This is a genomic window from Streptomyces sp. CA-111067, assembly GCF_050956065.1.
Classification (GTDB): Bacteria; Actinomycetota; Actinomycetes; order Streptomycetales; family Streptomycetaceae; genus Actinacidiphila.
Genome location: NZ_CP192103.1, coordinates 5341968 through 5354968 on the forward strand (window position 1 = coordinate 5341968; position 13001 = coordinate 5354968).

Consider the following 13001-nt stretch of genomic DNA (forward strand, 5'->3'; position numbering starts at 1 on the left):
GAACACATGCTCTCGGGCCGGATCCAGGAGGCGCACGGCTACGCCGTCATCGACCTGGAGGCCACCGGTTCGTCCTCGCGGCGGCACCGGGTGGTCGAGCTCGCGGTCGTGCTGCTGGGTCCCGACCTGGCGCCGCAGGGCGAGTTCAGCACGCTGATCGATCCGCAGGGCCCGGTCGGCCCCACCCACATCCACGGCATCGAGAGCAGCCACCTGGGCGGCGCCCCCCGGTTCGCCGGGGTCGCGGCCAGGCTGCTGGCGCTGCTGCGCGGCCGGGTGCTGGTCGGCCACAACGTCGGCTGCGACCGGGCGTTCCTGGTGGCGGAGTACGGCCGGGTCGGCTTGCGGATGCCGGCCGTCCCCGAGCTGTGCACGATGCGGCTGGCGGCGGCGCACGGCCCGGCACCGTACGGCCTGTCGCTGCGCGCCTGCGCGCACGCGCTGGGGATCACCGACTGGCGTCCGCACACCGCGCTCGGTGACGCCCGGGCCACCGCCGGGCTGTTCGCGCACTACGTCACGCACCCGGCTGAAACGGGCGCCGACGCGACTGCGGCGGGCGCCGATACGGGCCTGGCGGAGCAGCTGCGGCTGGCCGCCGAGGTCGAATGGCCCTCGACCGCCGGGCTGCTGACCGGCCCGGATGCCTTGTGGCTCCGGCGCAGCAACGATTCAGCGCTGCGAATCGTGTCCAATGTCCGTAATGAGAGCGCGTGATGCCCATCACTTCCGCCGGGCAAATCGGACACCATCTTTGTGCACGCGTTCACAAAGACATAGCCTGGCATCCACGGGGCGGCCCCAAAGACCGTGGTCGTCTTCAGCCCAGCTCTAACCGCAGGAGCACCGTGGCAACTGGCCGATCGCACCGACCGGCGACCCGCAGCCGAGGGATTCCCGAGGCCACCGTCGCCAGACTCCCGCTGTACCTGCGGGCACTGACAGCACTCTCCGAGCGCTCGGTGCCCACCGTTTCGTCTGAGGAGCTCGCCGCCGCGGCCGGAGTCAACTCGGCCAAGCTGCGCAAGGACTTCTCCTACCTCGGCTCCTACGGGACGAGGGGCGTCGGCTACGACGTCGAGTACCTCGTCTACCAGATCAGCCGGGAACTCGGACTGACCCAGGACTGGCCGGTCGTCATCGTCGGTATCGGCAACCTCGGCGCCGCCCTCGCCAACTATGGCGGGTTCGCCTCCCGCGGTTTCCGGGTGGCCGCCCTGCTGGACGCGGATCCCGCGCTGGCCGGCCGGCTGGTCGCCGGGCTGCCCGTGCGGCACACCGACGAGCTGGAGGCGATCGTGGCCGACAGCCAGGTGTCCATCGGGGTGATCGCCACCCCGGCCGGCGCCGCCCAGGAGGTCGCCGACCGGCTGGTCGCCGCCGGTGTCACCTCGATCCTGAACTTCGCCCCGACCGTGCTGACGGTCCCGGACGGCGTGGACGTACGCAAGGTCGACCTGTCCATCGAGCTCCAGATCCTCGCGTTCCACGAGCAGCGCAAGGCCGGTGAGGATCGTCAGGGACCGGATGGGGACGTGCCCACCGTGATGCCCGCATGAGCGTTCTCGTCGTGGGCCTGAGCCACCGCAGCGCACCGGTGAGCGTCCTGGAGCGCGCCGCGCTGCCCGGTGACGCCCGCGCCAAGCTGCTGCAGGACGCGCTGGCCGTCGAACCGGCCGCCGAGGCCGCGGTGCTCGCCACCTGCAACCGCATCGAGCTGTACGCGGACGTGGACAAGTTCCACGCCGGGGTCGCCGAGCTGTCGACGCTGCTCGCCCAGCACAGCGGCGTCGGCCTGGAGGAGCTCACCCCGTACCTGTACGTGCACTACGAGGACCGGGCCGTGCACCACCTGCTGTCGGTGGCCTGCGGACTGGACTCGATGGTGATCGGCGAGGGCCAGATCCTCGGCCAGATCAAGGACGCGCTGGCCCTCGGCCAGGAGCTGCACACCGCCGGCCGGCTGCTCAACGACCTGTTCCAGCAGGCGCTGCGGGTCGGCAAGCGGGCCCACTCCGAGACCGGCATAGACCGGGCGGGCCAGTCGCTGGTCACCTTCGGCCTGGCCCAGCTCGCCCCCGCCACCGGCCCGCTCGCCGACCAGCGCGCGCTGGTCGTCGGCGCCGGCTCGATGTCCTCGCTGGCCGCCGCGACCCTGGTCCGCTCCGGGGTGCGCGACGTGGTGATCGCCAACCGCACCGTGGAGCGCGCCCAGCGGCTCGCCGAGATCCTCGGCGAGCAGGGCGCCCGCGCCACCGCCATCCCGATGTCCGAGGTCACCGCGCAGCTGCCGGCGGCCGACATCGTGGTCTCCTGCACCGGCGCCACCGGCCTGGTGCTCACCGCGGACGACCTGAGCGCCGCGGTGGAGTCCCGCACGTCGGCGGCCGACCTCGCGGTGCTCGACCTGGCGATGCCCCGCGACATCGACGGCGCCGCCCACGAACTGCCCGGCGTGCACCTGGTCGACATAGAGTCGCTGGCCGCGGCCTCCGCGGATGCCCCGATGGCCGCCGACGTGGACGCCGTACAGGCCATCGTCTCCGCCGAGGTCGCCGCCTTCGGCGCGGCCCAGCGGGCCGCCCGGATCACCCCGACGGTGGTCGCGCTGCGCGCGATGGCCGCCGATGTCGTGGCGGGTGAACTTTCCCGGCTCGACGGTAGGCTGCCCGGTCTGGACGGCAAGCAGCGCGCGGAGATCACCCAGACCGTGCGGCGCGTGGTGGACAAGCTCCTGCACGCGCCCACCGTGCGGGTCAAGCAGCTCGCGGGCGAGCCCGGCGGCGCAGGCTACGCCGACGCCCTGCGCGAGCTCTTCGACCTCGACCCGCAGGCGGTGGCCGCCGTCAGCACGGCGGTCCTGCCGGCCGCCAGAGAGCAGAACCACCGGTCCGAGGACCGGGAGCAGAACCGAATCGAGGCTGGCGAATGAGCAACCCGGCACAAGCCCCAGGAGACGCCGCGCAGGCGCGGCCGCTGAGACTGGGCACCAGGCGCAGCAAACTCGCCATGGCTCAGTCAGGGATGGTCGCCGAGCAGGTGCGCGCGCTCACCGGGCGGGCGGTCGAACTGGTGGAGATCACCACGTTCGGCGACGTCTCGCGGGAGAACCTCGCCCAGATCGGCGGCACCGGCGTCTTCGTCTCCGCACTGCGCGAGGCACTGCTCCGCGGCGAGATCGACTTCGCCGTGCACAGCCTGAAAGACCTGCCGACCGCGCCCGCCGAAGGGCTGACGCTGGCCGCGATCCCGGTCCGCGAGGACCCGCGGGACGCGCTGGTCGCCCGCGACGGGCTGACCTTCGAGTCGCTGCCGCCCGGCGCCCGCGTCGGCACCGGCTCGCCGCGCCGCATGGCGCAGTTGAACGCGTGGGCGCGGTCACACGGTCTCAACGTCGAGACCGTGCCGATCCGTGGCAACGTTGACACCCGGATCGGGTACGTTACTTCCGGCAAGCTTGACGCGGTCGTGCTGGCCGCGGCCGGGCTGAACCGTATCGGCAGGCTCGCCGAGGCGACCGAGCTGATCACGGCCGATGCCGTACTGCCCGCACCTGGGCAGGGGGCGCTGGCCGTCGAATGCGCCGCCTCCAACCAGGAGTTGGCCGCACAGCTCGCCGAGCTTGACGACCCGTTCACCCGGGCCGCCGTAACCGCCGAGCGATCCCTGCTCGCCGCCCTTGAGGCCGGCTGCTCCGCCCCTGTGGGCGCGCTGGCCGACCTCGTGGCCGACGAGCAGGTTACCGAGCTGCGACTGCGCGGCGTCGTCGGCACCACCGACGGCACCTCGCTGGTGCAGATGTCCATCACCGGCCCCGTGCCGGCATCGAACGACGAAGCGCGCGCCCTCGGCCGCGAGCTCGCCGCCGAGATGCTGGCCAAGGGTGCGGCCGGTCTTATGGGGGAGCGCGAACTTTGAACCCCGCCGCCGTCGCTGCAACGACGAACACCGCCGCCGGTACGGCAACCGGTACGGCCGCCACCGCGGCCAGAGCCGCCGGTGCCGTCACCACCGCCGCATCCGCCGCGTCCGCGCCTACCGGGGTCGTCAAGACGGCACCCGGAAGCGCCAACGGACCTGCTGCCGGCCACGTCACCTTCCTTGGTGCCGGGCCCGGTGACCCCGGGCTGCTGACCTTGCGCGCCGTGGAGGCGCTGTCCCGCGCCGACGTGCTGGTCGGCGAGGGGCACGTGCTCGACGTCGTACGCAGCCACGCGCGTGCCGACGTCGGCACCGCCGAACCCGCCGCCGAGGGCGAGGAGTTGGACGCGTTCGCTGCTTCCGCTGTCGCCACCCAGCTTGTCATGGCGTCCGCGCGCACCGGCAAGCGGGTGGTACGTGCGGTCGCCGGCGACCCGGGCCTCGACCACTGCGCCGCCGAGGAGATGCTCGCCTGCGCCATGGCCGGCATCCCCTTCGAGGTGGTGCCCGGCGTGTCCGCCGCGCTCGGCGTGCCCGCCTACGCCGGGGTGCCGCTCAGCGGCGACGTCCGGTTCGTGGACGCGGCCACCGCATCCGACCGGTGCTGGAACGAGGTCGGGCTGAGCGACGCCACACTGGTGATCTCCACCACGCTGCAGACCGTCACCGCCACCGCCGCCGAACTGATCGCGGGCGGGCGCAAGCCCGACACCCTGCTGTCGGTCACCGTGGCCGGCACCACGACCCGGCAGCGCACCTGGACCGCCACGCTGGCCACCATCGCCGCCGAGCTGAAGTCCACCAAGGCGCTGCCCACCCCCGAGGGGCCGATCGCCGCGATAGCCGTGGTCGGCGAGCGCACCGCGCAGCGCGCACAGCTGTCGTGGTTCGAGACCAAGCCGCTGTTCGGCTGGCGGGTGCTGGTGCCGCGCACCAAGGAGCAGGCCGCCTCGCTGTCGGAGCAGCTGAGCTCCTACGGCGCCGTGCCGCACGAGGTGCCGACCATCGCCGTCGAACCGCCGCGCACCCCGCAGCAGATGGAGCGGGCGGTCAAGGGCCTGGTCACCGGGCGCTACGAGTGGATCGCCTTCACCTCGGTCAACGCGGTCAAGGCGGTGCGGGAGAAGTTCGAGGAGTACGGGCTCGACGCGCGCGCCTTCGCCGGGATCAAGGTCGCCGCGGTCGGCGAGCAGACCGCGCAGGCGCTGGTGGAGTTCGGCGTCAAGCCCGATCTGGTGCCGAGCGGGGAGCAGTCCGCGGCCGGACTGCTGGAGGACTGGCCGCCGTACGACCCGGTGTTCGACCCGATCGACCGGGTGTTCCTGCCGCGCGCCGACATCGCCACGGAGACGCTGGTGGCCGGCCTGGTCGAGCTGGGCTGGGAGGTCGACGACGTCACCGCCTACCGGACGGTGCGGGCCTCGCCGCCGCCGGCCGACACCCGGGAGGCGATCAAGGGCGGCGGCTTCGACGCGGTGCTCTTCACGTCGTCCTCGACGGTGCGGAACCTGGTGGGGATCGCGGGCAAGCCGCACAACGTGACGGTGATCGCGTGCATCGGCCCGGCCACCGCGAAGACCGCCGAGGAGCACGGCCTCCGGGTCGACGTGATGGCCCCCGAGCCCTCCGTCCACGCCCTGGCCCAGGCGCTGGCCGACTTCGGCACCACGCGCCGGCGTACCGCCGAGGCCGCGGGAGATCCCCTGACCCGCCCGAGCGAACGCCGCCCGGGTTCCCGCCGAAGGGCCCGCGTGTAGTTCCCCCCGCCGGGGGCGCCCCGTCCCGTCAGGGGCGCGGGGCGGGCGGGGGCCGACTGGGCGTCGGGAAGAGCATCTGCCGCGCGGGCGTACCGTGGAAAACGACCTCGACCACGATGCGCCACCACCAGCGTGAGCGGAGAACCATGTACGGCGAATTCCCCAGCGCCCGGCCCCGCCGCCTCCGGACCAGCCCGGCGATCCGCCGCCTCGTCGCGGAGACCCGGCTGCACCCCGCCGACCTCATCCTCCCCGTCTTCGCCCGTGAGGGCATCAGCGAGCCGGTCGCGATCTCCTCCATGCCGGGCGTGCTCCAGCACACCCGCGACACCCTCCGCAAAACCGCGGCGGAGGCGGCCGAGGCCGGGGTCGGCGGGATCATGCTCTTCGGCGTGCCCGAGCAGAAGGACGCCGTCGGCAGCCAGGGCACCGACCCGGACGGCATCCTCCAGGTGGCCATCCGGGATGTGGTCTCCGAGGTCGGCGACGCGCTCGTGGTGATGTCCGACCTGTGCCTGGACGAGTACACCGACCACGGCCACTGCGGCGTCCTGGACGACCAGGGCCGGGTCGACAACGACGCCACCCTGGAGCGCTACGCCGAGATGGCCCGCGTGCAGGCCGACGCCGGTGTCCATGTCGTCGGCCCGTCCGGGATGATGGACGGCCAGGTCGGCCACGTGCGGCGCGCGCTCGACGAGGCCGGCCACCAGGACGTGGCGATCCTCGCGTACACCGCCAAGTACGCCTCCGCCTTCTACGGCCCGTTCCGCGAAGCGGTCAACTCCTCGCTCAAGGGTGACCGCAAGACCTACCAGCAGGATCCGGCGAACGCCCGCGAGGCCATGCGCGAGCTGGCCCTCGACCTCGCCGAGGGCGCCGACATGGTGATGGTCAAGCCCGCCCTGCCCTACCTCGACGTGCTCCGCAAGGTCGCCGACACCGTCGACGTACCGGTCGCCGCCTACCAGATCTCCGGCGAGTACGCGATGGTCGAGTCGGCCGCCGCGAACGGCTGGATCGACCGCGACCGCGCGATCATGGAGACCCTCACCTCCATCCACCGCGCGGGCGCGAACATGATCCTCACCTACTGGGCCACCGAGGTCGCCCAGCAGCTCTGAGCGCCGCCGGGCCGGCCCGGCGGCCCCGGTGGCCTAGCTGCCCCGGACGACCCGTCAGTCCCACCAGAAGTGCCACGTGGTCCTGCCCAGCAGCCGCTTGTGGGCGTACTCGCGCAGCGTGCGGTGGTTGCCCTGGGTGATGTTGTCGGGGCAGAAGCCGAAGTGCTCGGCGGCCAGCGCCTCGGCCTCCTCCTCCGTGGCGGGCGGGGCCGCGACGGTGACCGTCAGGGTGTCGAAGCCGAGGGCGACCACGCGTATGCCGAACCGGTCCTCCCAGGAGCGCAGCACCGCGCAGAGCGGGCCCACGTCGCCGGTGTGGTTCACCGGTCCCGTCCAGCCGACGGCCGCGGGTATGTCGGCGCTGCGGCGGGCGTGCACCAGGGCGGCGTGCGGGTTGTCCAACCAGCCCGTCGCCAGCAGTTCGGCGGCCACCTCGGCGGCGGTCTCGTCCGGGTCGGCGTCGAAGTCCGGGGCGGGTGCCAGGCCCGGCCACTCCTGGTCGTAGGGGTCGAGCAGTTCGAGCAGGTCCTCCTCCTCGTAGTCCTCGTCGTCGGTGTACCCCGTCCAGGTCTCGGCGAGTACCTCCTCGGCGTCGTGGTCGCCCGGGTACGACATCAGGTCGGGGCGCAGCGACCAGTCGGCGAACCGCGGGGACTGGAAGTCGGCGGACTGCTCGCCGTCCTCGATCAGCACCGGCAGCAGCCCGGCCGCGCGGGCGGCCAGCAGCTCCGACCAGGCGTTCGGGCCGGCCGACTGGTCGGCGTACCAGAGCAGCGGCTCGGGCCCGGAGCCGTCCGGGGTGCCGTCGAACAGCCGCCCCGGGGGCAGCCGCAGGCCCTGTGCGGCGCCGGTCGGGTCGTCCGCCAGGCGGGGGAGTGGATTCGGAAGCATCGCCATGCCTCCGGACTCTAGGGGCTGCCTCTGACAACCGGCCGTCGGGGCTGGTCAGGGCCTCAGGGACGCCCGCTCAGGTGGCGATGCCGACCGAGGCGCGGAACGTCGACGGGTCGTCCAGGCAGGCCAGCAGCGCGTCGGCGACGTCGGCGCGCGGGATGGTGCGGCCGACCCTGACGTTCGCGCCGAGGGCCCGCCGGTAGGTGCCGGTGTGCGGCTTGTCGAGCAGCATCGGCGGCCGGACCACCGTCCAGTCGGTGCCGCTCGCGGCGAGCGCGGCCTCCTGGTCGGCGAGGTCGGCGTACAGGGCGCTCAGCAGCCGGCGCAGCAGCGGCAGCACCAGGGCGCGGACGAGCACGTTCTCGTCGTGCGCGGGCGGCCCGACCGGGGCCGCGCTGATCGCCGCGATCCGGCTGACGCCGGCCTGGTCCATGGCCCGCACGATCGAGCGGGCGGCCGGGCCGGCTATGGGGCCGGTGCGGGCCTGCTTGTTGCCCGCGGGGCCGATGGCGCTGATCACGGCGTCCCGCCCGGTGAGGGCGGGGACCAGGGTGACCGGGTCGAGCACGTCGGTCACGGTGGCGACCTGGAGCCCTTCGGCCGGGGCCGCCGGCAGCCGGCCGGGGTCGCGGACGACCGCGGTGACGTCGTGGCCGGCGGCCAGCGCCTGCTGGACGACGAGGCGGCCGACGCCGCCGGAGGCGCCGAAGACGGTGAGCTTCATGAGCTGGGTCCGATCTGTGCGAGACGGGGCAGGTCAGGGTGGTGGCTCTTGGGGGTGGGTGAATACTCACTCACCCCCTCTTCCCGTAGGGTGGGTGAATGCTCACTCAGAAGTCAAGCCGGCCCACTCCGCAGCGGCTGCTGGACGCGGCGGAGAAGCTGATGCGCACCACCGGCCTGGCCCGCGCCACCACCAAGGCCATCGCGCGCGAGGCGGGCTGCTCGGAGGCCGCGCTCTACAAGCACTTCACGAACAAGGAGGAGCTGTTCGTCCGGGTGCTGATGGAGCGCTCACCGAACGCCGGGCCGCTGATCGCCGAGCTCACCGACGCCGCCGGTAGCGGAAGCCCGCGTTCCGTACTCGACCGGCTGACGGCCATCGCCCGGCACGCCGCCCTGTTCTACGCCGACGGCATGCCGATGGGCGCCTCGCTCTTCGCCGAGCCGGAACTGCTCAAGCGGCACCGCGAGGGCATCCAGAAGATCGGCGCGGGCCCGCACAAGGTGCTGGACGCGCTGGCCGGCTATCTGGAGGGCGAGCGCGGCCGGGGGCGGATCAGGGCCGACGCCGACCCGCGGGCGGCTGCCGCGCTGCTGCTCGGCGCCTGCTTCCAGCGGGCGTTCTTCCTGCACTTCTCCGGCGAGGACACCGTGGACCCGGTGGACGACTTCGCGCCGGCCGTCGCCGGCGCCGTGTGGGCGGCGGTCCGCTGACCGCCGCCCACCGGGCTGTGCGCGCTACAGCCGCTCGGGCGTCCTGATGCCGAGCAGCGACAGGCCCTGGCGCAGGGTGCGGGCCGTCAGGTCGCACAGGAAGAGCCGGTTGGCGACCTGGTCGGGGCCGCCGTCGGCGGTCAGCACAGGGCACTGCTCGTAGAACGTGGTGAACAGCGACGCGAGCTGGAACAGATACGCCGCCAGCCGGTGCGGCTCGTAGGACCCGGCGACCTCGGCGAGGGTGTCGCCGAACGCGTCCAGGTGCAGTCCGAGTGCCCGCTCGGCCGGGGCGAGCGGCAGCTCGGGGTGCGCCGCCGCCTGCTGGTCCGCCGTCGCCTTGCGGAAGATCGACCGGGTGCGGGCGTAGGCGTACTGGATGTACACGCTGGTGTCGCCGTTGAGCGAGACCATCCGGTCCAGGTCGAAGATGTAGTCCCGGCCGAGCGAGGTGGACAGGTCGGCGTACTTCACCGCGCCGATGCCGACCTGCGTGCCGTTGGCGGCGATCTCCTCCTGGGTCAGGCCGATCTTCTCGCCCTTCTCCTGGACGACGGCGGTGGCCCGGGCGACCGCCTCGTCGAGCAGGTCCTCCAGCTTGACGCTCTCGCCCTCGCGGGTCTTGAACGGCTTGCCGTCCTTGCCGAGCACGGTGCCGAACGGCAGGTGCCGCACCGTCACCTCGTCGGTCAGCCAGCCGGCCCTGCGGGCGGTCTCGAAGACCATCCGGAAGTGCAGCGCCTGCCGGGCGTCCACCACGTACAGCAGCGTGGAGGCGTGCAGGTTCCCGGTGCGGTCGCGGACCGCGGACAGGTCGGTGGCCGCGTAGCCGTAGCCGCCGTCGGCCTTCTGCACGATGAGCGGGACCGGCTCGCCGTCCTTGCCCTTGATGTCGTCGAAGAACACGCACAGCGCGCCGTTGGACCGCACGGCGACGCCGGAGTCCTCCAGCAGCTTGCAGGTCTCGGCCAGCATGTCGTTGTAGCCCGACTCGCCGACGATGTCCTCGTCCTGGATCGCGATGTCCAGCTTGTCGTACACCGAGTAGAAGTAGATCTTCGACTCGTCCACGAACCGCTGCCACATCTCCAGGGTCCGCTGGTCGCCGGCCTGGAGGTCCACCACCCGGCGCCTGGCCCGGTCCTTGAACTCCTCGTCGGTGTCGAACAGCGTCCGGGAGGACTTGTAGAGCCGGTTCAGCCGGGACATCGACGCCTCACCGTCGGCGTCGGCCGCCGCGGAGTGGTCGAGCTCGTGCGGGTGCTCGATCAGGTACTGGATGAGCATGCCGAACTGGGTGCCCCAGTCGCCGATGTGGTGCCGCGGGATCACCCGCTCGCCGGCGAACCGCAGGATCTTCACGATGGCGTCGCCGATCACCGACGAGCGCAGGTGGCCGACGTGCATCTCCTTGGCCACGTTGGGCTGCGCGTAGTCGATCACGGTGATGCCCGGCGCTGCCGCCGTCGGCACCCCGAGCCGGTCGTCGGCGGCGCGGGCCGCCAGGTTCCCCGTGATCGCGGCGTCGGCCACCGAGATGTTCAGGAAACCGGGCCCGGACACCTCGATGTCGGCGATCAGCTCGTCGGCGGGCAGCGCGGCGAGCACCGCGGCGGCCAGCTCGCGCGGGTTGGCCTTGGAGCGCTTGGCCAGGCCCAGCACCCCGTTGGCCTGGAAGTCGGCCCGGTCGCTTCGTCGCAGCAGCGGGTCGGCGCCGTCGGCCGACGGCACGGCGGCCGTCAGGGCGGCGGAGACGCGCTGCTGGAGTGACGCGGCGAGGGAAGGGACCGAGGCCATGGGTGGGTGCCGTTTCATGTGTCGGGACGGATCGCGACGCCCCACGTGGGGCGAGGTCCCAGTCTCCCACGCGGCGGCCTTCCGGCCGGACGGGTTATCCACAGGCGGCGGGTCGGGTGCCGGGTTATCCACAGGGCGTGAGCGGCGCGGGCGGCAGGTCTGGGAGAATGCTGGAAGTTCGCCGGTGCCGGGCCGCCCCCCGAGACCGGCAGCCGGCACCACCCAGCCCACCATCCATATGACCCCAGGAAGAAGAGGACCGTGGCTCAGAGCACCGAGGCCGACTGGGTCTCCCGTTTCGCGGACGACGTCATCGCCGAGTCGGAGCGCCGCGCACCGGGCAAACCCGTCGTCGTCGCGTCCGGGCTCAGCCCCTCGGGCCCCATCCACCTGGGCAACCTGCGCGAGGTCCTGACCCCGCACCTGGTCGGCGACGAGGTCCGCCGCCGCGGCCACCAGGTGCGGCACCTGATCTCCTGGGACGACTACGACCGGTACCGCAAGGTGCCGGCCGGCGTCCCCGGGGTGGACGGCTCCTGGGCCGAGCACATCGGCAAGCCGCTGACGTCGGTGCCCGCCCCGGCCGGATCCCCGCATCCGAACTGGGCCGAGCACTTCAAGGACCAGATGACCGCGGCCCTCGCCGAGCTCGGCATCGAGTACGACGGCATCAGCCAGACCGCCCAGTACACCGCGGGCACCTACCGCGCGCAGATCCTGCACGCCATGCGGCACCGCGAGGACATCGACGCGATCCTCGCCCAGTACCGCACCAAGAAGGCACCGGCCGCCCCCGGTGCCAAGCCCGGCGGCAAGCAGTCGCAGAAGCCGGTGGACGCCGCGGAGCTGGAGGCCGCCGAGGGCTCCGGCGCCGCCGCGGAGGACGACGGGGGCAGCGGCAGCGGCTACTACCCCTACAAGCCGTACTGCGCGCAGTGCGGCAAGGACCTCACCACCGTCACCGCCTACGACGACGAGACCACCGAGCTCACCTACACCTGCGCCTGCGGGCACGGCGAGAGCGTGCTGCTCAGCGAGTTCAACCGCGGCAAGCTGGTCTGGAAGGTGGACTGGCCGATGCGCTGGGCGTACGAGGGCGTGATCTTCGAGCCGTCCGGCGTCGACCACTCCTCGCCCGGGTCGTCGTTCCAGGTCGGCGGCGAGATCGTCGGGCCGATCTTCGGCGGCGAGCAGCCGATCGGACCGATGTACGCGTTCGTCGGCATCGCCGGCATGGCCAAGATGTCCTCCTCCAAGGGCGGCGTGCCCACCCCCGGCGACGCCCTGAAGATCATGGAGCCGCAGCTGCTGCGCTGGCTCTACGCCCGCCGCCGGCCGAACCAGTCGTTCAAGATCGCCTTCGACCAGGAGATCCAGCGGCTGTACGACGAGTGGGACGCGCTGGAGCGCAAGGTCGCCGACGGGTCCGCGCTGCCCGCCGACGTCGCCGCGCACAGCCGCGCGGTGGGCACCGCCGCCACCGGTGAACTGCCGCGCACCCCACGCCCGCTGCCCTACCGCACGCTCGCGTCGGTCGCCGACATCACGGCGGGCGCGCAGGCGCAGACGCTGCGGATCCTGTCCGAGCTCGACCCGTCCCGCCCGCTCGCCTCGCTGGATGAGGTGCGGCCCCGGCTCGACCGGGCCGAGAACTGGATCACCACCCAGGTCCCGGCCGAGCAGCGCACCGTCGTCCGCGCCGAACCGGACCGCGCCCGGCTCGCCGCACTGTCCGACGACGAGCGGGCCGGCCTGAAGCTGCTGCTCGACGGCCTGGACACGCACTGGTCGCTGGACGGCCTGACCACCCTCGTCTACGCCGTCCCCAAGCTGCGGGCCGGGCTGGCCGCCGACGCCAAGCCCACCCCCGAACTGAAGGTGGCCCAGCGGGCGTTCTTCGCGCTGCTCTACGACCTGCTGGTCGGCCGGGACACCGGCCCGCGGCTGCCGACGCTGCTGCTGGCGGTGGGGGAGGACCGGGTGAGGCTGCTGCTGGGCCGTGTCTGACAAATAGCGCCGTCCGCCCGGAGGGCGGGGCCCGCGGCGTCTGGTGCGTGCGATCGCAAGGCGG

At 72.9% G+C, this 13001-nt stretch carries 11 protein-coding genes; 8 read left to right on the top strand and 3 right to left on the bottom strand.

What is annotated here, in order from left to right; all coding sequences use genetic code 11:
- The first annotated feature begins 6 nt into the window (after nt 1-6).
- The 6 genes from ACQPW6_RS23415 (at nt 7) to hemB (ending at nt 6802) form a co-directional block, all read left to right on the top strand.
- Nucleotides 7-717: a 3'-5' exonuclease gene (locus tag ACQPW6_RS23415; RefSeq protein WP_433891633.1), complete on the top strand. Its 711-nt coding sequence runs from the start codon at nt 7-9 to the stop codon at nt 715-717.
- Nucleotides 718-848: 131 nt separating this feature from the next.
- Entirely contained in the window at nt 849-1559 is a 711-nt protein-coding gene (locus tag ACQPW6_RS23420; protein WP_433891634.1) for a redox-sensing transcriptional repressor Rex, read from the top strand.
- Complete coding sequence (locus ACQPW6_RS23425) at nt 1556-2932, top strand: glutamyl-tRNA reductase (protein WP_433891635.1); 1377 nt, start codon at nt 1556-1558, stop codon at nt 2930-2932. Before ACQPW6_RS23420 ends, ACQPW6_RS23425 begins: the two co-directional genes overlap by 4 nt.
- On the top strand, nt 2929-3918 hold the full coding sequence (gene hemC / locus ACQPW6_RS23430) for a hydroxymethylbilane synthase (RefSeq protein ID WP_433891636.1): 990 nt from the start codon (nt 2929-2931) through the stop codon (nt 3916-3918). The genes ACQPW6_RS23425 and hemC overlap by 4 nt, the downstream gene beginning before the upstream one ends.
- Nucleotides 3915-5678, top strand: coding sequence for a uroporphyrinogen-III synthase (locus tag ACQPW6_RS23435; protein ID WP_433891637.1), 1764 nt, complete (start codon nt 3915-3917; stop codon nt 5676-5678). The genes hemC and ACQPW6_RS23435 overlap by 4 nt, the downstream gene beginning before the upstream one ends.
- A gap of 146 nt (nt 5679-5824) precedes the next feature.
- Nucleotides 5825-6802 (top strand): porphobilinogen synthase, encoded by a 978-nt coding sequence (gene hemB / locus ACQPW6_RS23440; protein ID WP_433891638.1) that lies wholly within the window; start codon nt 5825-5827, stop codon nt 6800-6802.
- A gap of 54 nt (nt 6803-6856) precedes the next feature.
- Here hemB and ACQPW6_RS23445 read toward each other — a convergent pair whose 3' ends face one another.
- Nucleotides 6857-7699 (bottom strand): DUF4253 domain-containing protein, encoded by an 843-nt coding sequence (locus ACQPW6_RS23445; protein ID WP_433891639.1) that lies wholly within the window; start codon nt 7697-7699, stop codon nt 6857-6859.
- Between the two features lie 70 nt (nt 7700-7769).
- Nucleotides 7770-8420: an NAD(P)-dependent oxidoreductase gene (locus ACQPW6_RS23450; protein ID WP_433891640.1), complete on the bottom strand. Its 651-nt coding sequence runs from the start codon at nt 8418-8420 to the stop codon at nt 7770-7772.
- A 98-nt stretch (nt 8421-8518) separates the two neighbouring features.
- On the opposite strand from ACQPW6_RS23450, the gene ACQPW6_RS23455 reads away from it, so the two are divergent.
- Nucleotides 8519-9133: a TetR/AcrR family transcriptional regulator gene (locus tag ACQPW6_RS23455; protein WP_433891641.1), complete on the top strand. Its 615-nt coding sequence runs from the start codon at nt 8519-8521 to the stop codon at nt 9131-9133.
- A gap of 24 nt (nt 9134-9157) precedes the next feature.
- Here ACQPW6_RS23455 and argS read toward each other — a convergent pair whose 3' ends face one another.
- Nucleotides 9158-10930, bottom strand: a complete 1773-nt coding sequence (argS, locus tag ACQPW6_RS23460; RefSeq protein WP_433891642.1) for an arginine--tRNA ligase — start codon at nt 10928-10930, stop codon at nt 9158-9160.
- 261 nt (nt 10931-11191) lie between these two features.
- Here argS and lysS point away from each other — a divergent pair, with 261 nt between their 5' ends.
- Nucleotides 11192-12937, top strand: a complete 1746-nt coding sequence (lysS, locus tag ACQPW6_RS23465; RefSeq protein ID WP_433891643.1) for a lysine--tRNA ligase — start codon at nt 11192-11194, stop codon at nt 12935-12937.
- The last annotated feature ends 64 nt before the right edge of the window (nt 12938-13001 follow it).